This is a genomic window from Vulgatibacter incomptus (genome assembly GCF_001263175.1).
In the GTDB taxonomy this organism is placed as follows: domain Bacteria; phylum Myxococcota; class Myxococcia; order Myxococcales; family Vulgatibacteraceae; genus Vulgatibacter; species Vulgatibacter incomptus.
Window position 1 is genome coordinate 406779 of the sequence record NZ_CP012332.1, and the last position, 25802, is coordinate 432580.

The window sequence follows — 25802 nt, forward strand, 5'->3', positions numbered from 1 at the left end:
AGCGGCTCAGTCCTTTGCGTCGAGGCCCACCGCGTCCGCGATCTTCGCGAGCCCGTCGCGATCCAGCAGGCGGATCAGGCCCTGCTCCATCGTCCTCACCATGCCGGGGCCCTGATAGACGAAGCCGGTGTAGACCTGCACCAGCGTCGCGCCCGCCCGGATCATGCGGTAGGCGTCCTCCGCGCCGAAGATCCCGCCCACGCCGATGATCGGGAGCCGATCGCCGAGGCGCCGGCGCACGCGGCGGACGATCTCCAGGGAGCGGGGGAGGAGGGGCGCGCCGCTCATGCCGCCGGCCTCCCGGGCGATCGCCTCCGACTCCGCCGTCGGGCGGCCGATGGTCGTGTTCGCGAGGATCAGACCGGCGAGGCCCTCCTCGACGGCGAGGTCGGCCAGCTCGTCCACTGCTTCATCGGTGAGATCCGGCGCGAGCTTGAGGAGGACGGGCTTGCCGCCCCGGCCCTTGGCTGCCGCCACGAGGGGCCCGAGGATCGCGCGGAGGGCGGCGGGCGCCTGGAGGTCGCGTAGACCGGGCGTGTTCGGCGACGACACGTTCACGACGAAGTAGTCGCCGACGCCGGCGAGGGTCTCGAAGGCGGTCAGGTAGTCTTCGGGCGCCCGCTCCGACGGCGTGTCCTTGTTCTTGCCCAGGTTCATGCCCACCGGGCCGGGCCGGAAAGCGAGCTCGGCGTAGCGGCTGGCGGTGGCCTCCGCGCCCGCGTTGTTGAAGCCCATGCGGTTGATCAGCGCCTGCTGCCGCGGGAGGCGGAAGAGCCGGGGACGCGGGTTGCCCGGCTGCGCCCTGGGCGTGATCGTCCCCACCTCCACCGAGCCGAAGCCGAGGGCGAAGGCGCCGGCGGCGAGGCCGTCGCCCTTGTCGAAGCCGGCGGCGAGGCCCACGGGGCCGGGGAAATCCAGGCCGAAGGCGCGGACCGCCAGGCGGGGATCCCCCAGGGTCCTACTCCTGCGGATCCGGGAGGCGAGGGCGACGTTGCGTCCGATCAGGCGCAGGAACCGGGCGACGAGGTGGTGGATCCGCTCGGGATCGACGAGGAAAAAGAGCGGTCGGAGCAGTGGGTACATGGGCGGCGATCTACCTCGACTCCCCGTCTGGACTCGACCCCTTTCGAGGAATTGAACATCCGGCTGGCGCGCCCTAAACCGTTCCAGCCGCCGGATCGTGCGGCACATGGGGGATTCGATGCGGATTTCGAGCGAGGGCTCCGGCCGCAGGACCGCTTGGCCCGAGGCGATCGATGCGCTGGAGCGGGAGGCGCTTCGGCGCCTGGCGGAGCTGCCGGCCTGGGCGCGGCTGGACGGCCCTCGCTCGAAGGAGCTCGTCTCCCGCCTCGCCGAGCTGAGGGAGAGGGCGGAGCAGGCCGGAAGCGACGTCTTCGCTCGGCTGGGGACGCTCCCTGCCGGGGTGCTGGGCCGCCTCGGACTCGCCACCAATCGGGATCTCGCGGAGCTCACCGCCCGGATCGGGGCCCTCGACGAGAGGCTCAAGCGGGTCGGGCGCCGGCGGCAGGGCCAGGGCCCGAAGGCCTCCCGCGGGCCCTCGATCGGCGTCGGACCCTTGCCCTAAGGACCGCCGCTCGGACCTTTCGCCGGCCGGCCGCGTCCCCCTGCTCCGACCGTCGTCCGTCGGATGCGGCGCCGGACCGCCTCCGCCCCGAAGCATCCCAACGCTCGAATCCTCCAAGTTGTCGGTTTCATTTGCGAATCATCCGGTCGCTGGCGTGCTCCCGAAGCGATTTCGGTGAACAGCGGACATGCCACGACCATGGGATTTTTCGGCGTGTAGACCGACATCACTCTGATGATGGCATCTTGATGGGCGGTTGATTCATGCAACTTGAGCGCTTGTCGTGAGGGAGGGTCGCGACTATGGTGCGCGCCGGTTCGAGGTCGGCCATCCCGGTCGCCGTTCGGAGGAAAGGCTTGAAGGTCCGTTCCCGCTGGCCGCTGCGCGTCGTCGGAGTGCTCGTCTTCGGGCTCCTCGCGTCCGCGCCCCTGCGGCTCAGCCCCAGCCAGCGCGAGGAGCAGCCGCGCTTCGCCCTCGATCCCGAGGTCGAGGGGATTGCGCGCTACCTCGAGTGGCGAGCGCCGGCGAGCCTCGCGCCCTCCCTCCGCCGCCAGGTCGCCAACGCCCTGGTGGAGGAGTCGCGGCAGACGGGCCTCGATCCCCTGCTCATCCTCGCCGTGATCGCGGTGGAGAGCGACTTCGTCCCCGACGCCGTCTCAGCGGCACAGGCCAAGGGTCTGCTCCAGATCCGCGACGTGGCCGCCCGGGAGATCGTCAAGCACGAGGAGCTCCCGGAGAAGTCCGCGCTCGAGCCCGAGGAGGTGGTTCAGCTCCGCCTGGGCATCCGCTACCTCGCCCTGATGACCAGGCGCTTCTCGAGCCTCGACCGAGCGCTGGCGGCGTGGAACGCCGGCCCGGTGGCGGTCGCCCGCGAGCTCGCCTCGTCGGGGACCGTCCCGGACCGCTGGCTCTCCTTCGCGCGGAAGGTCGCGCGGGAACGTCGCCACCTGCGCACCCATTTCGGGCAGGATGCGGCCACCAAGCTGGCCGTGGCGCCCGGATCCCCGGTCGCGCCGGAGTAGCCGGTCCCCTTCGAGCGTTCGTTCAACGATGTCCTTCGCCGTCACCGAGATCTTCTTTTCGCTCCAGGGCGAGTCCACCCGGATGGGTCGGCCCTGTGTGTTCATCCGCTTCACGGGCTGTGATCTCCGCTGCGGCTACTGCGACACCGCGTACGCCTTCCACGGCGGGACGAAGCGGAGCCGCGAGGAGATCCTGGCCGAGGTCGCCCGGCATCCCACCCGCTACGTCACCCTCACCGGCGGGGAGCCGCTGCTCCAGCGCGAGCTGCCCGCCCTCGCTCGGGACCTCCTGGAGCGGGGCTACGAGGTGGCGATCGAGACCCACGGCCAGAAGCGGTGGGACTCGCTGCCGGAGCAGGTGATCAAGATCGTGGACGTGAAGACGCCGGCCTCCGGCGAGTGCGCCACGGAGGAGCACCTCTCCTGGCTCCGGACCCTGGGGCCCCGCGACGAGCTGAAGTTCGTGATCGGCTCTCGCGAGGACTTCGACTGGTCGGCGGACGTCGTGCGGCGCCTCCAGCTCGAGGGCAAGCACGCGGCCCTCCTCTTCTCGCCCACCCACGGCCAGGTGGAGCTCTCCGAGCTCGCGGCGTGGATCCTCGAGTCGGGGCTGGACGTCCGGATGCAGATTCAGCTCCACAAGCTGATCTGGGGCACCGAAGCCCGCGGCGTCTGAACGCCCGAAGCTTGACGCGCCCGCTCGTTTCGGGGAGCCTGTCCGGAAGTTGGCGAAGTCCGTCGACGGAAGGCCCGGGCGGACCCGAGCGCCGTCCCCGCGGAAGGGCAATCCCTCCAGAGGATCCATGTTCTCCATCGATCCGATGCAGAAGCACATCGAGGCGAGCCCCGACCGCATCCTCTCCATCGTGGAGTCGATCAACTCGCCCTTCGTGGCGGTCCCCGGCCGCGAGTCCCAGGCGACCTCGGCCTTCATCGTCGGCCTGCGCAGCGCCGAGGGCCATCCGGGCCTCGTCGTCCACCTCTGGCTCTCCCAGGCGCGGGAGGCCGTGATCTACACGCCCGACGACGCGCAGGAGGCCCGCCGGGACTACCAGGGCGCGATGAACGCGGCCCTCGAGTTCTGCGAGTCCATGGGCTTCATGATGGAGGACGTCCCGTTTCGCGAGCTGACGCCCGAAGCGCAGTGGGAGATCCTCGGGAACCTGCCGCCCTTCCAGCGGGATCCCGCGCCGTCGCGCCTCGCCGGGAGCTCGATGCTCCAGCCGGTGACGGCGGGCCCCTCGATGAACTCCCCCTTCATCACTTCCGCGACCCCCGGGCCCGAGCTCTTCCTGGAGGAGCTGGTGGAGCCGCTGGACGAGGCGCCCCTCGCGCCGGTCGACGTCTCGAAGCTCGCCCGGCTGCTCGCCAGCTTCTAGTGCCCACGATGCCGAAGCTCTTCCTTCTCGCCGCCGCCTCTCTCCTGCTCGCCGCAACGGGCTGCCGTACGATCTCCGACAAGGATCGGAAGCTGGCGGCGTCCCACCTCGACATCGCGCAGCAGTCCGTGGCCGGAGGCGATCCCCGGGCCGCCCTCGCCGAGGTCGAGAAGGCGGTGGCCCTCGATCCCACCGACCCCAAGAGCCACAACCTCTACGCGCTCCTGCTCCACATCTACTTCGCCGAGGGCGACCGCGCGATCCTCGAGTACCGAAAGGCGATCGAGCTCGACCGCGACTACACCGAGGCCAAGGTGAACCTGAGCGCGGTGTACATGGCCACCGGTCGGTGCGCCGACGCGATCCCGCTCCTCGAGGAGGCCCGCCGCGACCTGCTCTTCCGCGAGCCCTACCTGGTCGAGAACAACCTGGGCTGGTGCCGGTACAAGCTGGGCGACGTCGACGGCGCGCTCCGGCACCTGCGCGCCGCGGTCTCCGTGAACCCCGGCTTCTGCCTCGGCTACCGCAACCTGGGCGAGATCATGGAGGAGCAGGGCCGGGTCGACGAAGCCCTCCGCTTCGTGGAGCGCTACGGAAAGTCCTGCCCCGAGGTGGCCGACGCGGATTTCCGCCGCGGTCTGCTCCTCCTCGAGAAGGGCCAGGATTCCGAGGCCCGCCTCGCGTTCCTCTCCTGTAAGGAGAAGGCGAAGGACGACGAGCTCGCCGTCGAGTGCGCGGGTCATGCGGAGAGGATCCCAGGGGGCTGAGACGATGGAGAGCTTCGGCCGCTACCTGGTGCAGCAGCGTGAGCTGCGTGGAATGTCGCCCGGCGACGTGATCCGGGTGACGAAGCTCTCCCCCTCCGCCATCGAGGCCCTCGAGAACGATCGCTTCGACCGGCTGCCTGGGCGCACCTTCGTGGTCGGCTACCTGCGCGCCTACGCCGCCTGTGTCGGCCTGAACCCCGACGAGGTGGTGCTTCGCTACGAGGAGCACGCGAGCCGGCTTCCGCCGCCGGAGGACACCGGCGTCCCGCGGCTCACGCTCAAGGGCGCCGCGGGCCCGATGCCCATCCGCTTTGTCTTCCTCGGCGCCGCCGTGGTGCTCATCGCCCTGGCGGCCTACCTGCTCTTTGTCGTGAAGGCCGCGGGGTGAACGAGCGGAGCTCGGAGGCGATCGTCCTCGGCTCGGTCGACTACGGCGAGTCCGACCGGATCGTGACCTTCCTCACCCGGGATCGGGGCAGGCTCTCCGCCTTCGCCGCCGGGGCGCGCAAGTCCAAGAGGCGTTTCGCCGGGGTGCTCGAGCCCTTCACCCGGCTCGAGGTGCGCCTCCAGGAGCGGCGGGGGGAGCTGCTCTTCCTCGCTTCGTGCAGCTTGCACGACGGCCACGCCGGCCTGCGCGAGGACCTGGGCCGGATCGCCCACGCCGGCCACGCCGCCGAGCTCTGCCGAGAGCTCTGCCGCGATCGCGAGCCCCACGAGGAGCTCTTCGACCTGCTCGCCGTCTACCTGCGTGCCCTCTGCGGCGAGCCCGCGCGACCCGAGGACCTGCTCGCGTTCGAGCTCGCGGCGCTCCGGCATGCGGGTGTGTCGCCTCGGTTCACGGATTGTGCGCTATGCGGAGCTGGGGCCGACGGCGGCGCGCTCTTCGATCCGGCACACGGCGGCATCGTCTGTGGCGCGTGTGCGGGGCAGGCACAGCCCGGCTCGATCCGGGCCGACGCGCAGACGCTAGAGGCGGTTCGCGCGCTCCAGGCAGCGGGTCCGTTCGCCGGTGTCGCCGTCGATGATCCGCGGACGAGGCGGGCGGCCAGCGGCCTGGTGCGAAGCTTCACGCGAGAGATCGTCGGAAAGCCGCTCCGCTCCCTCGACTTCCTCGCGCAGGTGGGGCTCGAGGCGTAGCGTGGTGCGCGCTTAGAGCTTCAGCCGGACGAAGATCGCCTCGGGGATCGACCGGATGATCGCCATGATCGCCCACCAGAAACGCGGCAGGTAGACCTCTCCGCGGCCCCGCATGATCGCCCGATAGATGCCCTTGCCCACCACGGCGGGGCCCACGAAGAGCGGCCCCTTTGGCACGTGGGCCGTCATCGGCGTGTCGACGAAGCCGGGCTTCACCGTCACCAGCGAGACCCCGGCGGCGTGGAGGCGGTTGCGCATGCCGCTCGCGAACGCGGTGAGCGCCGCCTTGGCCGAGCCGTAGACGTAGTTGCTCTGCCTGCCGCGATCGCCCGCCACCGAGGAGATCACCGCGATCGCCCCGTAGCGCCTTGCCTCGAAGCGGTTGGCGAGGTGGGTGAGGAGCGAGGCCGCCGAGACGAAGTTCGTGCGCAGCGCCGCCTCGGCGACGGTGAAATCCGAGGCGCAGGCGGCCTGATCGGGGAGGGTGCCGTGGGCGACGAGGGCGGTGTCGAGGCCGCCGAGGCGCTCCTCGGCGCGGTCGATGAGCCCTCCATGCCCGTCGATGTGGTCGAGGTCGAAGACCTCGTGCTCCACCTGGGAGGCGCCGCGGACGCGGAGGTCGGACGCGACCGCCTCGAGGCGCTCGGCGTTTCGGCCCACGAGGAAGAGCCGGGCCCCCTTGGAGGCGAAGAGCCTCGCCGTCTCCTGCGCGATGGCGGAGGTGGCGCCGAAGATCACGATGCGTCTCATGGGGAGAGTCGTCCGTTCGCGCCGTCGACCCGGCGCCAGAAGCTGGAGGAGAAGCGAGGATCCACGAAGCGTGAGAACTCGTCCAGCTTTGGGAACGAGCGGCGGAAGGTCTCGCCCGACATCCGGGCGTCCTTTGCGGGATAGATCGCGCCGCCGGACTCGCGGACGAGGGCGTCGAGGCGGTCGAGGAGGGCGAAGACCTTCTCGCCCCGGTTGCGGAAGTCGATGGCGAGGGTGGCGCCGGGTCTCGGGAAGGAGAGGAGCCCAGGCGAGGCCTTGGAGCCGAAGGTCTTGAAGACCACCAGCGGCGAGCCCTCCCGCGAGCGGGCGATCTCGGCCAGGATCGGCCGCGCGGCCTCGGGCGGCACCACGCACTGCCACTGGAGGAAGCCGCGCCTTCCATAGACGCGGTTCCAGCGCAGCACCTTGTCGAGCGGGTAGAAGAAGGGCTCGAACTCCGTGTTCGCCGACTTCACCTTGCGTAGCTGCTGGTTGTAGTAGGCGAAGTTGAACGCGCGCACGGTGAGCGGGTTCACCAGGAAGCCGGGGAAGTCGAAAGGGACGGTGAGCTTCCTCGGGCGGCGCACGGGCGGCGGCCCGTCCGGGAACGGCGCCGCGTGGTTGCCGCGGTGGTAGATCCCGCGCCCGAGGTGCTTCCCCGTGGCCAGGATGTCGATCCAGGCCACCGTGTAGACGTAGTCGCGCTCGGACTCGTCGTTGAGCGAGAAGAACTCGTCGAGGCCGCCGAAGCGGACGGTCTGCGCCTCGATGAAGGGGTTGTGGATCGGCCGGAGCTGGAACTCCGCCCAGGTGACGAGCCCGGTGAGCCCGAGGCCGCCGATGGTGGCCTGGAACCACTCCGCGTTCTGCTCGGGGCTGCAGACGAGGCGGGTGCCGTCGCTGCGGAGGAGCTCCAGCGAGCGGACGAAGCGCCCGAAGGTCCCGTCGGCGACGTGGTTCTTCCCGTGGACGTCGTTCGCGATGGCGCCGCCGACGGTCACGAATTTCGTGCCTGGTGTCACCGGCAGGAACCAGCCCGCCGGGACCACGAGGTCGAGGATCTCCGACAGGCTGACACCAGCCTCGCAGCGGATCACGCCGCCCGCGCGATCGAAGGAGATCAGTCGGGAGAGCCCGCGGGTGGCGAGGAGCGCGCCGCCGTCGTTCAGGCAGCTGTCGCCGTAGCTCCGCCCGAGACCATGCGGCAGGAGCGTCGCGTCGCTCGCGGGTAGCGAATCGCCGCGCCACTGCACGGGCAGCGCGCGCTGACTCGCCTTCGGAAATCGGCCCCAGGACTCGTGATCGGCCACGCGGGATCTATACCTTCAGTAGACGATCGCCACCACGGCGGCCATCCACACCGCCAGGTTCAGTACGAAGGGGGGATCGGTGATGAGCGCCTCCGTGGGGCTGCTGGCGCGGGTGGCGTGGGCCACCAGGCGGGTGAAGCGCCAGATCCCGAAGGCGGGAAAGGGGAGGGTGTAGGCGAGCAGGTAGCCGAACCGCCCCAGCGTGTCCGGCGCCACGGTGTAGAGGAAGTAGCTGACCACCGCGAGGGCGCCGGCGCCGGCGAGGGCGATGTCGAGGTTGGCGAGGGTGTACGCGCCCAGCGCCTTTCGGGTCGTCGCCGCGTCCCTGCCGCTCCCCTGGGCCGAGAGCAGCTCGTGCTTGCGCTTCCCGAAGCCGAGGAAGAGGGCGAGGGCGAAGGTGCAGAGGAAGATCCAGTTGCTCGGCGGCACCCCGATGGCGACGGTCCCGGCGAGCACGCGCAGGACGAAGCCCAGCGCGATCACGCACACGTCCACGTAGGCCAGCTTCTTCAGCCGCCACGAGTACGCGGCGTTCATCACCAGGTAGGCGAGCAGCACCCCGGCGAGCTCCGGGACGAGGAGCGCCGCCCCGGTGAGGGAGCCCAGCGCCAGCACCACGGACACCACCGCGGCGAGCGAGGCCGGGAGCTTTCCGCTGGCGATCGGCCGGTTGCGCTTCACCGGATGGCGCCTGTCGGCCTCCACGTCGAGGACGTCGTTGCCCAGGTACACGGCGGAGGCCATCAGCGAGTACAGGAAGAACGCAGCCACCGAGCGCAGCAAGAGGGCCGGCTCGAAGAGCTTGTGGGCGAAGACCAGGGGCGCGAAGAGGAAGCCGTTCTTCACCCACTGATGCGGCCGCATGCCGGCGCCGAGGTGGCGCAACACGCCCGCTCGGCGCGTCCCGACCTCAGCCGTCAGCAATGCCCGAGCCTCGCCCTGCGAATCCACGGGCGACTGTACGCTCGCTCCTTCGTCGACGCTCGGCATGCTCATGCCCGTGATCCTCCGCGCCCTGTCCGCCCCGGCAGTGCCGGGATCGCCGCTCCCGAATGGACCTTCCCGCCAGGGCGCTTCACCACTCCGGCAGTTTGGCCCGTCCGGTGCCCCGATTTCCACCCTCCTTCGCGCTTTACGGGGGAGGATCGGGCGCACCCGTTTCAGCCGACCAGAAGGGCGTCGAGAGCGCCGTCCTGGGAAAAGTCACGAAACGCGTGGGTGGCGCCGCAGGCCAGGAGCTGCGCCGGGCCGAACGAGCCGGTGCCCACGCCGATCGACTCGGCGCCCATCGCCCGCGCCGCCGCGATGTCCTTCGGCGTGTCGCCGATGATCACCACGCGGCACTCCGACAGCGGCACGCCGAGCTGCTCGGCGCCACGCTCGGCGCCACGGCGGATCAGCGCCGGCCGCTCCTCGTGATCGCAGCCGAAGCCGCCGAAGCGGAAGGCGTCGTGGATCCCCACGCGCTGGAGCTTCACCCGTGCGCCGTCCTTCACGTTGCCCGTGCCCAGGCCCACCGCGAAGCCGCTCCGCGAAGCGGCGGTCTCCACCGCCTCCCGCATCCCGTGGTGGAGGCGATACCAGGGCGCGACCGCCACCTCTTCCTCCAGCGTCGCGATGTAGACCGGAAGGAAGCCGTCGATGGTCGCCTCGTCCGCGGGGAGGCCGCTGCCCATGAGGGCCTGCCGGACAATCGCCCGGTCGGTCATCCCGTCGAAGGGGAAGCTGAACTCGCCCTTGCGGCCGAACGCCCGCTCGAACGCGCGCTCGATCGCCCGGCGGCCGCAGCCTCCGGTGCTCACCAGGGTTCCGTCGATGTCGAAGAGGAGAACGGTGTTGCGGTCGGGACGGGAACTACGCATCGAATCTCCATGCAGTCAGGCCGGACCCACGCTCCATCGGCAGGAGAGCGGAAGAGGACCTTTGCGACGTCGGCCATATCATGCTCGCTGGCAGACTTCAGCCGAGAGGAAGCTGATCGAGCACAGGCGGTGCTGCCAAGGGAAGGGCCTCTGCCCTCTGCACCTACAGCGCCGCCTCGAGGGGCCCCGCTCCTCTCGCGTGACCCTGGTCGCCGCCGCGTTCGCAACCTCCCACGCGTCCGGCTCCATTCCCCCGTTGATCATCGCGAGGGCCAGCCGCTTGGCCGCTGCTGAGACGTTGAGCCGACCTTGGCCTGCCAGGCCTCAATTTCCGGGGAGGGACGGGCGTGTTCTTCGCTTCGATGCGGGAGTTGGAGAGACGTGATCTAGGTGCCGGGACTGACTGCCGCCGATCACCAGACCTTCATTCCGCCATCGACGACGATGTCGATTCCGGTCACGTACGAACTGTCATCGGAGGCCAGGAAGAGAGCCACTTTCGCCACTTCCTCCGGCCGGCCCAGACGACCCAACAGCGTCTTGCCGAGCATGGAACTGGCCCACTCCGGGTCCTTCATCTGTTCGCGGATCTGGGGTGTCTCGATCAATCCAGGCGAAATCGAATTGGCGCGAATCCCATGCTCGCGGCCTTCCATGGCGAGCTGCCGGGTCATGCCGATGATGCCCGCCTTCGCCGTGGTGTGCGCAAGAGAGCCCAGGTTCTTGAAGCTCATCAGGGCGGTCAGCGAGGCGGTGTTCACGACCACCCCGTGGCTGGCCTTCAGATGAGGCCACGCAGCGCGCGTGAGGTAGAAGACCAGATCCACTTCATCCCGGCGATTGCGGTCCCACTCCTCGTCCGAGATGTCTTCGATCCAGTTGAAGGAGCCCTTGGCGGCGTTGTTGAAGAGCACGTCGATCCGGCCAAAATTTCGAATCGCAAAGTCGACCAGCTCCTGACAGTCGGCTGGCTCGCTCAGATGGCATGGCTGCAGGGACAACATCGTTCCACCGTCGGCGCGAACCGCCTCGACGGTGGCCTGAGCCGCGTCGACCTGGAGATCGCACCCGACGACCGAAGCGCCCTCGCGCGCGAACGTCAAGGCCGCTTCACGGCCCATGCCGCTACCGGTGCCCGTGATGATGCAGACCTTTCCTGAGAGCCGTTTCGACATCGGGCCTGCCCTCCTCGCGGCATTTGGAATCGATCAAGTGCTGATTGGCTCGATGGCCCGGTCCTCAACAGGTACGAGCAGACCCTGGCCACGAAAAGCAGGCGTCGCAAGCGCCGCGACGATTGCGCGAGCGGTTGATTTCCTTGCGACCGTGCGTGCCGATTCCCGCCACGTTTTGTCAAAGGAGTCCTAACCGAATGCAAATGGGTTGCGGCTGATGAAATTTGCATTTGTGTTGAGGATGGGGGAAGAGGGCCTTTGGACTGTTTCCCAAGGAACGAGATGAACCGCTCTGCTGCTGCCCTGGTGCTCGCCGCGTCCCTGATCCTGCCCGCCTGCATGTTGGGCGTCGCCGGAGGCAGGCCGCCGCGGCGCCCCGAGCCGCTCACGAGGAACGAGGCGGTCTCCCTGGGACAGTCCTGGTGCCGCCAGAGGGCCTACGACTGCCGATTGGTGGGCGCGAACCTCGTGAAGGGCCACGACCTCTGGAAGGTGAAATTCCACGCCTCCGACGACCCTCGGGGACGGCGCCACGAGGACGACCAGGGACGGCGCCACAAGGAGGGCAAGAAGCGAAACGTCCACCTCGAGTTCGATTCGTGGACGGGCGAGCTGCTCTCGGTGAAGGGGTAGGGGCCCGAGCGGGGACCCGTCGGGGCCCCTGCCGTCAGGGATTGAGCTGGGAAAGATCCGCAGCGCAACCGCTCCCCTTGTGTCTACCGCCCTCGTCTGAAGAGGAGAACGGTAGGTCGAATCGAACTCACGATCCGAAGAGGGCCGAGACGTATTCCTCCGGCTCGAAGGGCCGGAGGTCGGCCAGGGATTCCCCGATGCCGATCAGGCGGACGGGGATCTTCAGCTCGTCGCAGATCCCGATCACCACGCCGCCCTTCGCCGTGCCGTCGAGCTTCGTGAGCACGATCCCGGTCACGCCGAGGGCGTCGTGGAACTGGCGGGCCTGCTGGATCGCGTTCTGGCCCATGGTCGCGTCCAGCACGAGGAGCACCTCGTCCGGCGCGTCCGCGCGGGCCTTCCCGATCACGCGCTGGACCTTCTTGAGCTCTTCCATCAGCGAGGCCTTGGTGTGGAGCCGGCCCGCCGTGTCGCAGATCACCACGTCGAAGGACTCGCGCACGCCGCGCTGAACGGCGTCGAAGATCACCGAACCCGGGTCGCTGCCTTCCGCGCCCTTCACGATCGGCACCTGCGCGCGCTCCGCCCACACGTCGAGCTGCTCCGTGGCGGCGGCGCGGAAGGTATCGCCGGCGGCGAGGAGCACGCGCTTCCCGCGGGCCTCCAGTTTGGCCGCCAGCTTGCCGATGGTGGTCGTCTTCCCGGCGCCGTTCACGCCCACGACCATGATCACCCAGGGCTTCGTGTCGTCCATGGGCAGGCCGAGGCCGTCCAGGACGGGCCGGGTGTCTGCGGCATGGGCCTGGCCGAGGATCTCCGCCACGTCCTTTCGGATCGCCGCGCGCAGCTTGCCGGGGTTCGCGAGCTCCTTCTTCCGGAGACGCTCCTGCGCGCCCTCCACCAGGCGCATCGAGGTCTTCACCCCGATGTCCGCCGTGAAGAGAATCTCCTCCAGCTCGCCGATCGTCGCCTCGGAGACCTCCGCGGCCCCTCCGCCGAAGAGGCCCGCCAGCTTCGCCACGAAGCCGCCCTCGCGGGTGCGGGTGAGGCCCTCGATCAGCGTCCTCCCCGACTCCGCGGCGATTTTCTGGCGGCGCTCCTCCTCCTGGCGAAGGCGCTCCGCCTCGCGGCGGGCGTGCTCCTCCTCCAGAGCGCGCAGGCGCGCGGCCTCGGCCTCCGCGGCCTCCCGGGCCTTGCGCTCCTTCTCGAGGCGCTCCGCCTCCTTGCGCTCGCGGTACTCGGCCTTCTTGTGCTCCTCCTCCTCGGCCTTGCGCTTGCGGCGCTCCGCATCCGCCTCGGCTTCGGCCCGGTCCGCTTCGCGCTCGGCCTTGGCGAGCTCCTCCTCGCGGGCCTTTCTGGCCTCGGGCGTCAGCTCCGCGAGGCGCTTTGCGCGCTCCTCGCGCTCGGCGCGCTTGCGCTCGTCGTACTCGAGCTTGCGGCGGGCCTCCTGCTCCTTCGCCTCTGCCGCCTCTTCCTTCGCGTGGGCCTTTTCGGCCTTCTCCTCGGCGGCTTCCCGGCGCGAGCGCTCCTTCTTCAGCTGCTGCTCGAGCGTCGGGGGCTTTGGGGGAGCGGGGCGGAGCTCCTTGAGCTTCCGGCGCCTTCCCCGCAGGATCTTGAACGAGACGACCAGCAGGATGATCCCGAGGGCGACCAGGATCGCCCATCCGATGATCTCGCCCGTCGAAGGCTGGGTCACGTCTAGCTGCATGTTCGCGAGGTTCCTTGAATGGAGAGGCGTCCGGCCGGGCGCTCGCCCGAGCAAGGCCGCGGAGGATACCCGACCCGGCCGCTCCGAACGTCGGAAAGTGCTTGATGCCAGGGGCTTTTGTCGGGAAGCTGCCCGCGCAGGGAGCCTGTTTTTCGGTACGGCATGCCGTATCAGACGACCAGGCTGCGGAATCTCGGCGCGCCCGTCACCGGTTTGCGCCCTAGCGGAGGCATTTCTTGAAGCGAACCACCGGGCTCGGGATCGCGCTCTTCCTGATCACCCTGATCCTCGACTACGCCACCAAGGTGCTCTCCGAGGCGCACCTGGCCGAGGGGCCGATCACCATCGTGCCCGGCTGGGTCTGGCTCCGCCTCGCCTACAACCGCGGCGTCGCGTTCTCGATCATGGAGGGGATGCCCCACTGGATCCTGGGCGTCGGCGCCCTCGTCCTGATCTGCGTCGTGGTGTGGAGCCTTCGCGCCCTCGCTACGCGCCCCTCCGGCGCCGCAGCCCTGGGCCTCCTCGCCGCCGGCGGCATCGCCAACGCCATCGACCGCCTGCACGACGGCCAGGTCACCGACATGATCTCCGTGTGGCGCTGGCCGGTCTTCAACGTCGCCGACACCGCGATCACCATCGGCGTCGGGCTCCTCTTCTGGGCGTCCCGGAAGACCAAGGAAGCGCCCGAGGCCTCGCACGCGGCGTCGCCCGGCGCGATCCCTGCCGCCGCCGACACCGAGCTGCACCGCGAGCCCTGAGCGGCTCCTCGTTGCGCGGTCGTCGAATCGCAACATTCGCCGCCCGTCGTGTGTTATGCCTGCGGCGCCGAAGTCGTCCGGGCGGACGCCGGTGGGTGCAGGAAACGGCCCACGGGAGGCAAAGTCCGGGCTTCGCAGGGCAAGGTGCTGGCTAACGGCCAGGCGGGGCAACCCGACGGAAAGTGGCACAGAAAACATACCGCCGGTCCTTCCCGGGCCGGTAAGGGTGAAAAGGTGCGGTAAGAGCGCACCGCACCCCTGGTGACAGGGGTGGCAGGCTAAACCCCACCTGAAGCAAGGGCGAATAGGGAGGCGCCCTCCGAGAGGAGGGCAGGGGCTGCCCGTCCCGAGACCTCCGGGTACGCCCGCTCGAGCCTGTCGGCAACGGCAGGCCTAGACGAATGTCCGTCTACCGCCGCAAGGCGGGATCCAGAACCCGGCTTACAGGGCGACTTCGGCACTTTTCTCCTCTCACGACCCTGCGGGCTTGCCCCTGCAGCGGCCACCGGGCCGCGCCCGGGGCCTCGCGCGCGCTCTGCCGCACCGAAGTCGCTCCCCGACCGTCGGCCGCCGATTTGTGCTCTCGCATACGTCGTCGCCCTGAACGAGGCGCGCCGCTGCGTCCAGATCGGATTGTGAGCGGTGGGGTGATTCCCTACCTTCGCGCTCTCTCGGGCCGCTGAGTGGGATCGGTGCACCATCCTGATCAGGTGTCCCGAGGGATCTGCGCCATCTCCTCCGCCGCAACGCAAAAGCCGAGTCGTCGTCTCGACGCACGGTCGAGATCGAACCCACGAGGTCCCAACTCATGCTCAAGCACGTCTGCAGTTCAGTCGCTGCGCTCGCTCTTTGTTGTGCCTGGTCCCAGCCGGCATTTGCCGATCGCGACGATCCGGAGATCCATTATGGCGACTCCGCAACCGTCGGCGGCGCCAAGGTCCGGACCTACGTCGTGCTGATCAAGGACAAGGCGGCGATCGGCAACCACAAGGTCCCGGTCGAGCTCGGAATCGAGATCCCCGAATCGGCGCTCAGGAACTTGCCGTCGCAGGAGCGGATGTGGGTCCTCTACTTCCCGAACCAGGCGTGGAACATGAGGCTCCAATACATGATGCTCGACTGGAACCCGTCCGGGCACCCGCCGGAGATGTACCAGCTGCCGCACTTCGACTTCCATTTCTACATGCAGGATCTGGCTGAGGTGATGCGCATCGGCCCGAATGACTTCGAGCGTGGCGTGACGGATGTGCCCGCGCAGTTCGTGCCGCGGGACTACGTCAATGTCGGCGCGTTCGAGCCGCAGATGGGAAACCACTTGATCGATTTCACCTCGCCGGAGTTCGCTCCCGGAGGCCTCTTCACGCGGACCTTCATCTACGGGTCATTCGACGGAAAGGTCACGTTCTACGAGCCGATGATCACGCTCGACTCCCTTGCGCGGACGCCAAACGCGTGCCTCCCGATCAAGCAGCCGCAGGCCTGGGCCGAGAGTGGGTACTACCCGACCCGCTACTGCACGAGCTTCGACCCGCGGACCAGGACCTACCGCGTCTCCATCAGCGACTTCGTCTACCGGACCGGTACCTCGGGGTCGGCTCGATAGGCCGGAACGGCTCGGCCCCTCGAACTTGACTGGCGAGCGCGCGGCTGAGCCGATGCCCCCCCGGGGCAAGAGTCGGCGCTCAGAAGCAGGCAGCGAATCCGGGGCAGGCGGCGGCGACGCAGATGTTTACCTCGCATTCACATTCGCAAATTTTATCTCTGCAAGACGCGCATTCATTGATCAGGTTATTGCAGGGATTCCAGCAAGTGGTGGATCCGATTGCGGATGTAATGCAGTTGTTGCACGCCACGCTCGATCGATCGGTCGTACAGGGACCGCGTCCGTTGCCGATCCGGCAATCGCCCACGCAGTGATTGTTCTCGCAGACGTCGCTCGCGCAGTCGGTCGCATCGACGCAAGGCTGGTCGTACCCGCCGTTCCCGACGGGAACGCAGGTGGCGTCCAGGCATACGTAGCGATGGCCGGTGGTGTCGGGAGCGCAGCCCAAGGCGGCCTCGCATTTCGTGCCCGGTAGCGCGCGGCAGCGCTCGGCGGACGGATCGCAAGAGCCGCTCATGCAGTGGAGGTCGGCGGTACAGGAGGCTCCGTCGGAGCGGGAGCGCTCCGAATAGCAGGTCGCCTGGCGCCTCCCGTCGAAGGCGGCGCAGAACAAGCCGGCGCCGCAGGCGTCCACGCCCCTCGACTCGCAGCAGGGCATCGTGAGGCCCTGGGTGGTGGGGTAGTCGCAGCTGGAGTCGGTGGCGCCGTCGCCACATGACGCGAAGACGAAAAGGGCGAAAGCAGCGGCGAGCCGGCGCATGGATTCTCCTGTGGGTATTCGGGCGATTCTATTCCGGCGCTCCACCGAAGCAAGGGGGAGCCTGGCGGAGGTTTCCGGAGGAAGGGGCGCGAGAGGAGACCAGTGCGGCGCAAGGCGGAGGGTCCCGGGCCAGCGGTTGCCGAGAAAAGAACCGGCGCAGGCCTTTCTGCGGCCAGGGGTGCGCAGGAACCAGCTAGAGGTCAGCTGCGCGCGGCCTGAGGCCTCATGAGCACGGTCTTTCTATGTGGATCCAAGGGGCAAGGTCGTGTCCGCGCCACCGGGGGCGCATTACTGGTTCGCCAGATGGGCGATTTATCCAAGCTCGAGACTCAGCCGGGAAGCCGACCGGCGTGCGAATTGACGGCCCACATAACCCAGCTGGGCATCCCGATCCACGTGCGCAAGTCCCTCATGCCCACGTGCCGGGGTAATAAATCCAGATGGCACGCCGTGGCTTCCGATTAAGCAATGGTGAGGAGAAGGTTCTTGTCTGAATTTAAATGGGGCGATTTGGTGCGAAGGAATGGGTAGACATCGGGTACTGCCGGCTCGCTACTGCACGAGCTTCGACCCGCGGATCGTCTTCATCAACGAGCTCGTCTAGCGGACCAATCGTCCGGCGCCGAGCCGATAGCGATCTCGGCTCAGCCTCGCGCCCCTCCCGGCGAAAGCGCGGCTGAGCCGATGAACCTTCGGGTGGACGGCGGGCGTCGGGGTCAGCGCTCGCCGTCGAACGTGGACGATTTCAGGTAGCGGCTCGGCGGCGCGCCAAGGAGGCGGCTGAACACTGCGGTGAAGGCGCTCGGGCTGCCGTAGCCGAGATCGAGCGCCACCTCGGTAATCGTGGCGCCGCTTCCCAGCCGGGTCAGCGCGGTGAACAGGCAGGCCTGTTGGCGCCACGCGCTGAAGCTCATCCCGGTTTGTTCGCGGAAGAGCCGGGTGAAGCTGCGGCGGCTCATGCCGGCGCGCGCCGCCATGGTGTCGATGCCGACCTCCAGCGACGGCGCGTCGAGGAGGGTGCGGCACAGTCGTGCGAGCCGGGGGTCGCGTGGGAGAGGGGCGCTGAGCGACAGGGTGGGCATGCGGCCGATCTCGTCGAGGAGAAGGGCCATGACCCGGCCGTCGCGGCCATCGAGCGCGTAGAACGCGGGCAGGTCGACCGCCTCGAGGAGCAGCGCATGCAGCAGCGGCGAAACGCCGATCACCTGGCAGTGCGCAGGTAGACCCGCGGCACCGGCGGCCGCTCGGGCAACGTACGCGCTGCGGGTCGATACCGGACCCGCCATGTGGACCTCATGAATCACTCCGGCGGGGATCCAGAGGGCGCGCTGCGGCGGCACCACCCAGCTGCCTTCCGCCGTGATCACGGTGAGGACTCCGGTGGATGCGTATAGGAGCTGCCCGCGCTGGTGCGCGTGGCCGGGGAGCACGTGGTGGGGTGGATAGTCGTTGCCGGTGGCTACGACGTCGCGTGGCGTGTCCTCGTAGGTGCCGATGTGAGCGTTGCGCAAACGTTGGCCCGGATTCGATGAAGATTGACCCGCGGTCAGATGCGGGCCGTGAGGGCCGACCGTATAAGGGGGTGTCCTCGCCCGTGCAAGCCACGGAATTTCTACGAGTCCTTCGATGCAGACCCGCGTCCGATCCGCCTCCCTGCCCGTCGCCCAGCCCGCCGCAGCAGGAGAGGGCACCGTCTTCCCCGTCCTCGGTGCGATCAGCTTCTCGCACCTGCTCAATGACCTCATCCAGTCGCTGATCCTGGCGATCTACCCGATGCTGAAGGAGGGGTTCGACCTCAGCTTCGCGCAGGTGGGCCTGATCACACTGACGTACCAGTGCACGGCCTCGCTGCTGCAGCCGATGGTGGGGATGGTGACGGACCGGCGGCCGATGCCGTACTCGTTGCCGGTCGGGATGGCGTTCACCCTCAGCGGGCTCCTGCTGCTCTCGGTGGCGCCCACCTTCCCGATCCTGCTGCTCGCGGCCGGGCTGGTGGGGACGGGGTCGTCGGTCTTCCATCCCGAGTCGTCGCGGGTGGCCCGGATGGCCTCGGGCGGGAAGCTCGGCCTGGCGCAGTCGCTCTTCCAGGTGGGGGGCAACGTCGGGGCGGCGATGGGGCCGCTGCTTGCGGCGTGGGTGATCGTGCCGAACGGGCGTGGGCACACGGCCTGGTTCTCGCTGGCGGCGCTCCTCGCGATGGCGGTGCTGCTCCGGGTGAGCCGCTGGTACGGGCAGCGCCACCGGGCGGATCGGAAGGCGGCGGCCCGCTTCGATGTGGATCCGGGGCTGTCGCGGAAGCAGGTGGTCGCCTCGATCGCGATCCTGTGTGTGCTGATCTTCTCGAAGTATTTCTACATGGCGAGCCTGAGCAGCTATTACACCTTCTACTTGATCGAGAAGTTCGGGCTCTCGGTGCAGAGCGCCCAGGCGCACCTCTTCGTCTTCCTGGCGTCGGTGGCGGCGGGCTCCTTCCTGGGCGGCCCGATCGGCGACCGGATCGGCCGGAAGTACGTGATCTGGTTCTCGATCCTCGGGGTCGCGCCGTTCACGCTCCTGCTACCGCACGTGGGCCTGGCCTGGACCGGTGTGCTCAGCGTGGTGATCGGGCTCATCCTCTCGTCGGCGTTCTCGGCGATTCTGGTCTATGCCCAGGAGCTGGTGCCGGGGAGGGTGGGGCTGATCTCCGGGCTCTTCTTCGGCGGCGCCTTCGGGATGGGCGGGATCGGCGCAGCCGTGCTGGGCCGGGTCGCCGACAGCCACGGCATGGACTTCGTCTACCACCTCTGCGCGTATCTCCCGCTACTGGGGGCGGTCGCGATGTTCCTGCCGAACCTGGACCGGCGGCGGCGGGCCGCGGCCTGAGCGCGCGACAACGTCACATCCGCTCGTCGATGGCGCGGTTGGACATCTCGTCTGCCTCGGCGTTGAGCTCTCGGCGGACGTGGTTGAGCTTGGTCAGACGGAAGCCGCGCAGAAGCGAGGTGGCCTGGTCGAAGAGGGGCTTCAGGTTGGCGGCGCGGACCTGGTACTGCCCGCCGAGCTGGCGGATCATGAGCTCGCTGTCGGCAAAGACGTGGACCTCCTCGGCGCCGAGCTCGCGGGCGCGCTCGAGGCCGATGATCAGGCCCATGTACTCGGCGACGTTGTTGGTGTTGCGGCCGAGGTAGCGGCCCAGCCTCTCGACGATCTCGCCGTCGAGGGTCATGAGCACGGCGCCTGCGCCGGCGGGACCAGGATTTCCGCGGGCGGCGCCGTCGGAGTAGACGCGAAGGGCGCGAACCGCGCCGCCGCGAGGCGCTGCGGGCGGGGGAGGGGGCTTGGCGGTCGCCGCCTTTGCCGCGGCCTGGCGGGTCTTCGCAACGGAAGGCTCGATGGCGGCGGCGCCAGGCTCCTGCCGGGCCTCGGCGCGGACCGCGGCCTCGCGGACGGCTGCCGCCTGCGCGAGGGCGCCGATCAGGGTCTCGAGATCCCGTCGGCTCACCGCCGGAAAGCGGGAGAGGGTCTTCTCGAGAGGCTCTTCGGCGGCGATGAAGCGCAGCACTTCGGCGGGCGACGGCTTGTGGCTCATGCGCGCAATCTGCCACGCGCGCGCCTGCGCGGGCAGGCAAAACACGTCGCGGACTGGAGCCGCCTCGCAGCGTACCGCCCGGATTCCGGAAGCGGGCTGCGAGGCCGCGCGAGCGAACCGCCGGCGGCGCTCCCGAATCGGGAGACACCAAACGCCGTCAGTTCTCTTCGGCCTTCTCGAACGCCTCGGGCGAGTAGATCATCCGGCTGCACGAGGGGCAGACGTCGATGCGGGCGTTGGTCCGGAGCTGGTTGTTGAGCTGCGGCGGAAGGTTCATGTGGCAGCCGTTGCAAGCGCCGCTGACGACCGGGACGATGACGCTGGAGCGCCGCTTGACGATCTGCTCGTAGCGCTTGAGCGTCTGCGCTGGGACCGCCTTGGCCGCCTCGGCTCGCTTCTCGTCGAGCACCTTGCGAGCGGCGTCCTGCACCTCCATCGCCGCGCGGAGGCTCTTCATCTCGTCGACGAGGCCCGTCTGGGACTCAGAGAAGTCGCTCTCCCGGGTCTCGAGCGCGTCGCGGGCCGTCTCGGCCTGCTTCGCCAGCTCGACGATCTCGTCGGACGCGGTGGTGTTCTGCTTCTTGGCGATGTCGATCTCGCGGGCGAGGGCGGTGTACTCGCGGGGCGAGCGCTGCTCGGTCAGCCGCGCCTCCCACTTCTTCACCTTGTCCTTGTCCGATGCGAGGAGGTCCTCGACCGACTTCTTCTGCTTCTCGAGGTCGGCGAGCTTCTCCCGGTCGGTCTCGACCGCGGCCCGACCGGCCCCGAGCTGCGACTCGAGCTCGGCCAGGCGCCTGGGATTCTCCGAGCCGCCCTTCACCAGCTCAGCGATCTGCAGGTCGACCTTCTGCAACTCTTCCAGTGCCTTCAGCGTGTCACGCAACTTCTACTCCTTCCTTCCTTTCGTATCGTCTCTTCTTGCAACCATGGTGGGCCCAGCAGGATTCGAACCTGCGTCTTTTCGATTATGAGTCGACGGCTCTACCGCTGAGCTATAGGCCCGATCCGGGCCCTTATACGCCTGCGCCGCGTCAGTTGTCACCGACGCGGCGCAGAGAAATCGAATCAGGTGTCGACGAAGCTCTTGAGGCGCTTCGAGCGGCTGGGGTGCCGCAGTTTCCGGAGCGCCTTCGCCTCGATCTGGCGGATTCGCTCTCGGGTCACCTCGAAGTCCTGACCCACCTCCTCGAGCGTATGGTCGCTCTTCTCGCCGATGCCGAAGCGCATCCGGAGGACCTTTTCTTCACGAGGAGTCAACGTCGCGAGCACCTTTCGCGTCTGCTCCGCCAGGTTCATGTTGATGACCGCGTCGGCGGGGCTGACGATCGCCTTGTCCTCGATGAAATCGCCGAGGTGGCTGTCCTCTTCCTCGCCGATCGGAGTCTCGAGGGAGATGGGCTCCTTGGCGATCTTCAGGACCTTGCGGACCTTGTCCAAGGGCAGCTCCATCTTCTCGGCGATCTCCTCCGGCGTCGGCTCGCGGCCGATCTCCTGGACCAGGTAGCGGCTGGTGCGGATCAGCTTGTTGATGGTCTCGATCATGTGGACCGGGATGCGGATGGTCCGCGCCTGGTCGGCGATCGCACGGGTGATCGCCTGCCGGATCCACCAGGTGGCGTAGGTCGAGAACTTGTAGCCGCGCTTGTACTCGAACTTGTCCACGGCCTTCATCAGGCCGATGTTGCCCTCCTGGATCAGGTCGAGGAACTGCAGGCCGCGGTTCGTGTACTTCTTCGCGATGGAGACCACGAGGCGCAGGTTGGCCTCGATCAGCTCCTGCTTGGCCCGGTCGGCCCGCCGCTCGCCGAGCACCAGCTCTTCGAACGTCTGGCGCAGCTCGGCGACGCAGCGCTCCACGCCGCCCGTCTTGCGCTCGAGCTTCTCCTCGAGGCGGGCCTCGGTGAGCGCGTTGCGGATCCGGCGGTTGGCGCTCTTCACCTGCCGCTCGAGCTCCTCCACCTCGTCCTCGGTGAGGCCGAGCTTCTTGGCCGCCCGGCTCGGACCCTTGGTCTCGCGCATCGACTTGGCGAGCTCGAGGAGCTCGGAGGCGGCCATGCCCACGCGCTGCTCGACCTCGCGGAGCTCGAGCTCCGCCTCGTCGACGGTCTTGATGATGCGCTTGAAGTCGTCGACCACGCGGTCGATCTGCTTCTTGTTGAGCTTGAGCTCCTCGAGGACCTCGGCCATCTCGTCCTGGAGGACGGCGAGCTCGTTGCGGAGCGCGCGGGCCTTGGCGTCGGAGGGCTTGCTCCTCTCGAGCTGCTCGTCGATCTTCCGGCACTCGAGGTCGAGCTTCTCGATCCGCTCGATGTTCTTGATGACCTGCGCGGTCTTCGCCGCCTCGGCGCCGGAGCGGGCGACGGCGGGAGTCTCCTCGTCGCCCTCGACCTCGGTCTCGGATTCGGACTCGCTCTCCTGCTCGCTCTGCTGCTCCGGGGCGTCCTTCACGACGTCGCGGACGCGGATCTTGCCGCGCGCGAGCTTGTCGCCGAGCTCCACGATCGTGGCGATCGCCATCGGGGAGCTGAGGACGGCGCGCAGGATCGCCTTCTCGCCCTCCTCGATCCGCTTGGCGATCTCGACCTCGCCCTCACGGGTGAGCAGGGAGACCGAGCCCATCTTGCGCAGGTACATGCGCACCGGGTCGTTGGACTTGGTGAAGGCGGCGTCTTCGTCCTCCTCCTCCTCCTTCTCCTTCTCCTTGTCGCCCTCGGGCTCCGCCAGCGTCGGCTTCGGCTCACCCGCCGAGCCCATCCCGCCCATCGAGCCGACCTTGGCGGCGTCGACCACCGGGATCTCGTGCTCGCCGAACATCGACATCACGTCGTCGATCTGGTCGGAGGAGACCATGTCGGCGGGGAGGGAGTCGCTGACCTCCTCGTAGGTGAGGAAGCCCTTCTCGCGGCCCATCTCGATGAGGGCCTTGATCTCCTTGCGCTCGCCGGGGCGTCCCTCGCCGTCGTCCTCCTCGTCGTCGAGGGAGAGGACGAGCTCCTCCTCCTCCTCCGGATCCTCGCCGGGGAAGGGGAGGCGCGCACGCTGGGCGGAGGTCATCGGCTTCTTCGACGGCGCGTCGTCGTCGTCGGCGAACCTGGCCTTCGCGGGCTCGGCCTTGCCGGCCGCCTTGGCGGGCTTGGCCTCGTCCTTGTCGGCCTTGGCCTTCTTCGCGTCGGCCTTTGGCTCGCTCTTCGCCTTGGACTCGGTCTTGGCCTTCGCGTCGACCTTGGTCTTCGGCTCGGCCTTGGCCTTCGCCACGGCCTTGGTCTTCGCCTCGGTCTCCGCCTTCGGCTCGGCCTTGGTCTTCGCCTCGACCTTGGTCTTCGGCTCGGCCTTGGCCTTCGCGGCGCCTGCGGCGGTCTTCTCCGCTGCCTTCTTGGGCGCGGTCTTGCTTTCGGACGGCTTCATCGTTGCCTTGCTCACGGACGTTTCCGAATCCTTCTTCACGAACTTCCTTGCAGCCTTCGCGAGGCCGTCTGCCTGCCCCGCGGCCTTGGCCGCAGGCTTCTTCGCGGCCTCGTCGGCCCGCTTCTTCGTTCCGGCCCCCGCCGGCGCCTTCCCCGTGGCGACCTTGGCGAGGGGCCGTGCTCCGGCCTTCGCGGCGACGATCTTCGGCGAGGGCTTGCCCGACGCCTTGCCGGCGGCGCTCTTCGCGGCGGATCCCGGCGCGGCCTTCTCGCCGGCCTTCCTCTGCGCACCCGTGACCGGGCTCTTTCCTGCCGCCTTCTCGTTCGGCTTCTGCGCCATGAGTGTCTCCTATCGACCTCGACCCGACCCTGCCGCCCGAGCGGCGAGCGCCTCGTCAATCGTCGCGGAAGGGAACGGCATCGCGTCGCCGGACCTTCCCGCTGCCCCGGTCCCGGATTCGTCCGCCACACGGCGAGGACGATCCGGCTCCGCTGCCTATGGCTGACTCCTCAACTTCTCCCGGAGCCGTTCCATCTCCACGCGAATCAATCCGATCTGCCTGCTGCATTCCTCGACGGCCGCTGCGAGCTCCGCCTGCTCGGCGGGGTCCCGGGCATGCTGGGCTCCCGCCTCGAGGCGCTCGCGCTCCGCGATCCCGGCCCGCCGCTCCTCCTGGAGCCGCTCGAGCTCCAGATGGATCAGACCGTCCTCCAACTCCTTGCGCCAATCCTTATCGGGCGCTCGAAGCGCCTCCCGTGCCCGGGTTCGCAGCGCCTCGGCGAGGAGCTTGTCCAGGCGGGGAAAGACCTCTTCTCCACTGAGCTCCCCTGTGACGAGGAGCCCCACGACCTCCCGCAGCGAGCCGTCGCTGAGACCTGCCGCGACGGCCCGCGCGAACTCCGGGACGAGGGCGGGAAAGGCAAGCAGGCTGGCGACGAGCTCGAGCTCGCGGCGTCCGGCGGGCAGGCCTCCGCGGAGGGCGGAAGGCCCCCTGGGCATCGGAGCCGATGGCGGCGCGACGGGCGCCTGAACAGGCGCTGCCATCTCGGCCGACGGCTTGTCGCGCCGGAAGAAGCCGGCGACATCCGAGGGTGCAATCTTGAGGCGCCCGGCGATCTCCGAGAGGAAGAGCGATCGGGAGGCGTCCTCAGGGAGCGCGGCCACCACGGGCCGCAGCGCGCCGAGCGCCCGGAGCTTGTCCTCGTACCCTTCGCTGCCGCCAGCCAGGGCGCCGTCGATCACGAACGCCGAGAGGGGAGGGGCCTTCGCGAGGCGATCTTCGTAGCCGCGCTTGCCGTGGCGGTTCAGGAAGGTGTCCGGATCGTCGCCCTCGGGGAGCTCCAGGACCCGCGCCGACATGCCGGAGGCGAGGATCGGGCCGGCGAGGCGGAACGCGGCCTTCCGCCCGGCGTCGTCGCCGTCCAGGAGGAGCTTCAGCTCGGAGACCTCGAGGCGCTTCAGCAGGCCGAGGTGCTCCGGGGTCAGGGCGGTGGAGCAGAGCGCCACCGCGTTCGGGATCCCGGCCTCCCAGAGGGCGATCGCGTCGAAGTAGCCTTCGACGAGGACCGCCTCGTGGCTGCGGCGGATCGAGTCGCGGGCGCCGTCCAGGCCGTAGAGCACCCGGCTCTTCACGTAGAGCGGCGTCTCCCGGCTGTTGATGTACTTGCGGTCGTCCTCGCCCTCCACGACGCGTCCGCCGAAGGCGATCACGCGCCCCTCGGGATCGCGGATGGGGACCATCAGTCTCCCGCGGAAGACGTCGTACGCGCGGCCGGCGTCATTGGCGTCGGCGCGGTCGCGCAGGGCGAGGAGCCCCGCCGCCACCGCTCGCTCGAGGGAGACGTTCTCGCGCTGCAGCCGATCGCGCAGCTCGTGGAAGGCCGCCGGCGCGTAGCCGAGGCCGGCGGCGCGGGCGGTGCCCTCGGACACGCCGCGACCGGAGAGGTGATTGCGACCGGGCGTCCCGCGCGGGCTCCAGAGCGTCTCCTCGAAGAAGCGCGCGGCGACCTGGCAGGCGCGCAGCATCTCGCGGCGCTCGGCGAGCCTCCGATCCTCCTCGGGATCGAAGACGATCTCCACGCCGGCGTCCTGCGCGAGCTCGCGAACGGCCGCCATGAAGTCCTTGCCTTCGTACTCCATGAGGAAGCGAATCGGATCGCCTCCCTTCTGGCAGCCGAAGCACTTGTAGCTGTGGCGTTCGGGCGTAACGTAAAACGAGGGCGTTCTCTCCCCGTGAAACGGGCAGAGTCCCTTGAAGCTCCGCCCGGCCCGCTTCAGCTGGACGTGTCGACCGATGAGCTGGACGATATCCGTCCGCTCCACGATCTCGCGGATCTTGTCCTTTCCGATCAGCAAGGAGCTCTTGTCACCCCGGCGGAGG

Annotated in this window: 24 protein-coding genes, 1 tRNA gene and 1 other RNA gene; 12 read left to right on the top strand and 14 right to left on the bottom strand. The window is 68.8% G+C overall.

All coding sequences use genetic code 11. The features are described 5' to 3' along the window. Positions 1 to 6: 6 nt before the first annotated feature. Positions 7 to 1083, bottom strand: a complete 1077-nt coding sequence (locus AKJ08_RS01560) for a quinone-dependent dihydroorotate dehydrogenase (protein ID WP_050724446.1) — start codon at positions 1081 to 1083, stop codon at positions 7 to 9. Between the two features lie 118 nt (positions 1084 to 1201). Here AKJ08_RS01560 and AKJ08_RS01565 point away from each other — a divergent pair, with 118 nt between their 5' ends. The 7 genes from AKJ08_RS01565 to recO all read left to right on the top strand — a co-directional run bounded on the left by AKJ08_RS01565 (position 1202) and on the right by recO (position 5890). Continuing rightward, the gene (locus AKJ08_RS01565; protein ID WP_157370401.1) at positions 1202 to 1585 is read left to right on the top strand and encodes a hypothetical protein; all 384 of its coding nucleotides are present in this window, start codon (positions 1202 to 1204) and stop codon (positions 1583 to 1585) included. Between the two features lie 356 nt (positions 1586 to 1941). After that, complete coding sequence (locus tag AKJ08_RS01570; protein ID WP_205624756.1) at positions 1942 to 2607, top strand: transglycosylase SLT domain-containing protein; 666 nt, start codon at positions 1942 to 1944, stop codon at positions 2605 to 2607. 28 nt (positions 2608 to 2635) lie between these two features. After that, on the top strand, positions 2636 to 3283 hold the full coding sequence (locus AKJ08_RS01575; RefSeq protein WP_050724449.1) for a radical SAM protein: 648 nt from the start codon (positions 2636 to 2638) through the stop codon (positions 3281 to 3283). Between the two features lie 127 nt (positions 3284 to 3410). Next, positions 3411 to 3986, top strand: coding sequence for a hypothetical protein (locus tag AKJ08_RS01580; RefSeq protein ID WP_050724450.1), 576 nt, complete (start codon positions 3411 to 3413; stop codon positions 3984 to 3986). An 8-nt stretch (positions 3987 to 3994) separates the two neighbouring features. Continuing rightward, positions 3995 to 4753: a tetratricopeptide repeat protein gene (locus tag AKJ08_RS01585; protein ID WP_157370402.1), complete on the top strand. Its 759-nt coding sequence runs from the start codon at positions 3995 to 3997 to the stop codon at positions 4751 to 4753. Between the two features lie 4 nt (positions 4754 to 4757). Next, complete coding sequence (locus tag AKJ08_RS01590; protein WP_050724452.1) at positions 4758 to 5141, top strand: helix-turn-helix domain-containing protein; 384 nt, start codon at positions 4758 to 4760, stop codon at positions 5139 to 5141. After that, positions 5138 to 5890, top strand: a complete 753-nt coding sequence (gene recO, locus AKJ08_RS01595) for a DNA repair protein RecO (RefSeq protein ID WP_050724453.1) — start codon at positions 5138 to 5140, stop codon at positions 5888 to 5890. The genes AKJ08_RS01590 and recO overlap by 4 nt, the downstream gene beginning before the upstream one ends. Before the next feature lie 12 nt (positions 5891 to 5902). Here the strand turns inward: recO and AKJ08_RS01600 are convergent, their stop codons facing one another. From AKJ08_RS01600 to AKJ08_RS01620, 5 genes are all read right to left on the bottom strand, one after another. Further along, on the bottom strand, positions 5903 to 6640 hold the full coding sequence (locus AKJ08_RS01600) for an SDR family oxidoreductase (protein WP_050724454.1): 738 nt from the start codon (positions 6638 to 6640) through the stop codon (positions 5903 to 5905). Continuing rightward, positions 6637 to 7950, bottom strand: coding sequence for an FAD-binding oxidoreductase (locus AKJ08_RS01605; protein ID WP_050724455.1), 1314 nt, complete (start codon positions 7948 to 7950; stop codon positions 6637 to 6639). Before AKJ08_RS01605 ends, AKJ08_RS01600 begins: the two co-directional genes overlap by 4 nt. A 15-nt stretch (positions 7951 to 7965) precedes the next feature. Beyond that, a complete protein-coding gene (locus tag AKJ08_RS01610) occupies positions 7966 to 8946 on the bottom strand; it encodes a decaprenyl-phosphate phosphoribosyltransferase (protein ID WP_050724456.1) in 981 nt (326 codons plus the stop codon). Positions 8947 to 9110: 164 nt separating this feature from the next. Continuing rightward, the gene (locus tag AKJ08_RS01615) at positions 9111 to 9812 is read right to left on the bottom strand and encodes an HAD family hydrolase (RefSeq protein WP_050724457.1); all 702 of its coding nucleotides are present in this window, start codon (positions 9810 to 9812) and stop codon (positions 9111 to 9113) included. Positions 9813 to 10225: 413 nt separating this feature from the next. Next, positions 10226 to 10987 carry an SDR family NAD(P)-dependent oxidoreductase gene (locus AKJ08_RS01620; RefSeq protein ID WP_050724458.1) on the bottom strand — a complete coding sequence of 254 codons (762 nt, stop codon included), beginning with the start codon at positions 10985 to 10987 and terminating at the stop codon, positions 10226 to 10228. Between the two features lie 282 nt (positions 10988 to 11269). Here AKJ08_RS01620 and AKJ08_RS20065 point away from each other — a divergent pair, with 282 nt between their 5' ends. After that, entirely contained in the window at positions 11270 to 11620 is a 351-nt protein-coding gene (locus AKJ08_RS20065) for a hypothetical protein (protein WP_050724459.1), read from the top strand. 127 nt (positions 11621 to 11747) lie between these two features. On the opposite strand, the gene ftsY is transcribed toward AKJ08_RS20065, so the two are convergent. Continuing rightward, positions 11748 to 13328 carry a signal recognition particle-docking protein FtsY gene (gene ftsY / locus AKJ08_RS01630; RefSeq protein WP_050724460.1) on the bottom strand — a complete coding sequence of 527 codons (1581 nt, stop codon included), beginning with the start codon at positions 13326 to 13328 and terminating at the stop codon, positions 11748 to 11750. A gap of 236 nt (positions 13329 to 13564) precedes the next feature. On the opposite strand from ftsY, the gene lspA reads away from it, so the two are divergent. The 3 genes from lspA (at position 13565) to AKJ08_RS01640 (ending at position 15689) form a co-directional block, all read left to right on the top strand. Further along, a complete protein-coding gene (gene lspA, locus AKJ08_RS01635) occupies positions 13565 to 14086 on the top strand; it encodes a signal peptidase II (protein ID WP_050724461.1) in 522 nt (173 codons plus the stop codon). Between the two features lie 69 nt (positions 14087 to 14155). Continuing rightward, an RNA gene (gene rnpB, locus AKJ08_RS18210) (RNase P RNA component class A) lies at positions 14156 to 14546 on the top strand. Positions 14547 to 14894: 348 nt separating this feature from the next. Next, positions 14895 to 15689, top strand: a complete 795-nt coding sequence (locus AKJ08_RS01640; RefSeq protein WP_050724462.1) for a hypothetical protein — start codon at positions 14895 to 14897, stop codon at positions 15687 to 15689. A 79-nt stretch (positions 15690 to 15768) separates the two neighbouring features. Here the strand turns inward: AKJ08_RS01640 and AKJ08_RS01645 are convergent, their stop codons facing one another. Then, on the bottom strand, positions 15769 to 16449 hold the full coding sequence (locus AKJ08_RS01645) for a hypothetical protein (protein ID WP_050724463.1): 681 nt from the start codon (positions 16447 to 16449) through the stop codon (positions 15769 to 15771). 716 nt (positions 16450 to 17165) lie between these two features. Further along, the gene (locus tag AKJ08_RS01650) at positions 17166 to 17960 is read right to left on the bottom strand and encodes an AraC family transcriptional regulator (protein ID WP_050724464.1); all 795 of its coding nucleotides are present in this window, start codon (positions 17958 to 17960) and stop codon (positions 17166 to 17168) included. A 115-nt stretch (positions 17961 to 18075) separates the two neighbouring features. On the opposite strand from AKJ08_RS01650, the gene AKJ08_RS01655 reads away from it, so the two are divergent. Continuing rightward, positions 18076 to 19311: an MFS transporter gene (locus tag AKJ08_RS01655; protein ID WP_050724465.1), complete on the top strand. Its 1236-nt coding sequence runs from the start codon at positions 18076 to 18078 to the stop codon at positions 19309 to 19311. A gap of 13 nt (positions 19312 to 19324) precedes the next feature. On the opposite strand, the gene AKJ08_RS01660 is transcribed toward AKJ08_RS01655, so the two are convergent. From AKJ08_RS01660 to dnaG, 5 genes are all read right to left on the bottom strand, one after another. Then, complete coding sequence (locus AKJ08_RS01660) at positions 19325 to 20017, bottom strand: ribonuclease HI family protein (RefSeq protein WP_050724466.1); 693 nt, start codon at positions 20015 to 20017, stop codon at positions 19325 to 19327. A 157-nt stretch (positions 20018 to 20174) separates the two neighbouring features. Further along, positions 20175 to 20900 (bottom strand): zinc ribbon domain-containing protein, encoded by a 726-nt coding sequence (locus tag AKJ08_RS01665; protein WP_050724467.1) that lies wholly within the window; start codon positions 20898 to 20900, stop codon positions 20175 to 20177. Positions 20901 to 20944: 44 nt separating this feature from the next. Then, a tRNA-Ile gene (locus AKJ08_RS01670) sits at positions 20945 to 21019 on the bottom strand. Between the two features lie 63 nt (positions 21020 to 21082). Beyond that, entirely contained in the window at positions 21083 to 23761 is a 2679-nt protein-coding gene (rpoD, locus tag AKJ08_RS01675) for an RNA polymerase sigma factor RpoD (RefSeq protein ID WP_338062175.1), read from the bottom strand. A gap of 156 nt (positions 23762 to 23917) precedes the next feature. Further along, complete coding sequence (gene dnaG / locus AKJ08_RS01680) at positions 23918 to 25777, bottom strand: DNA primase (RefSeq protein ID WP_050724468.1); 1860 nt, start codon at positions 25775 to 25777, stop codon at positions 23918 to 23920. Positions 25778 to 25802: the final 25 nt, after the last annotated feature.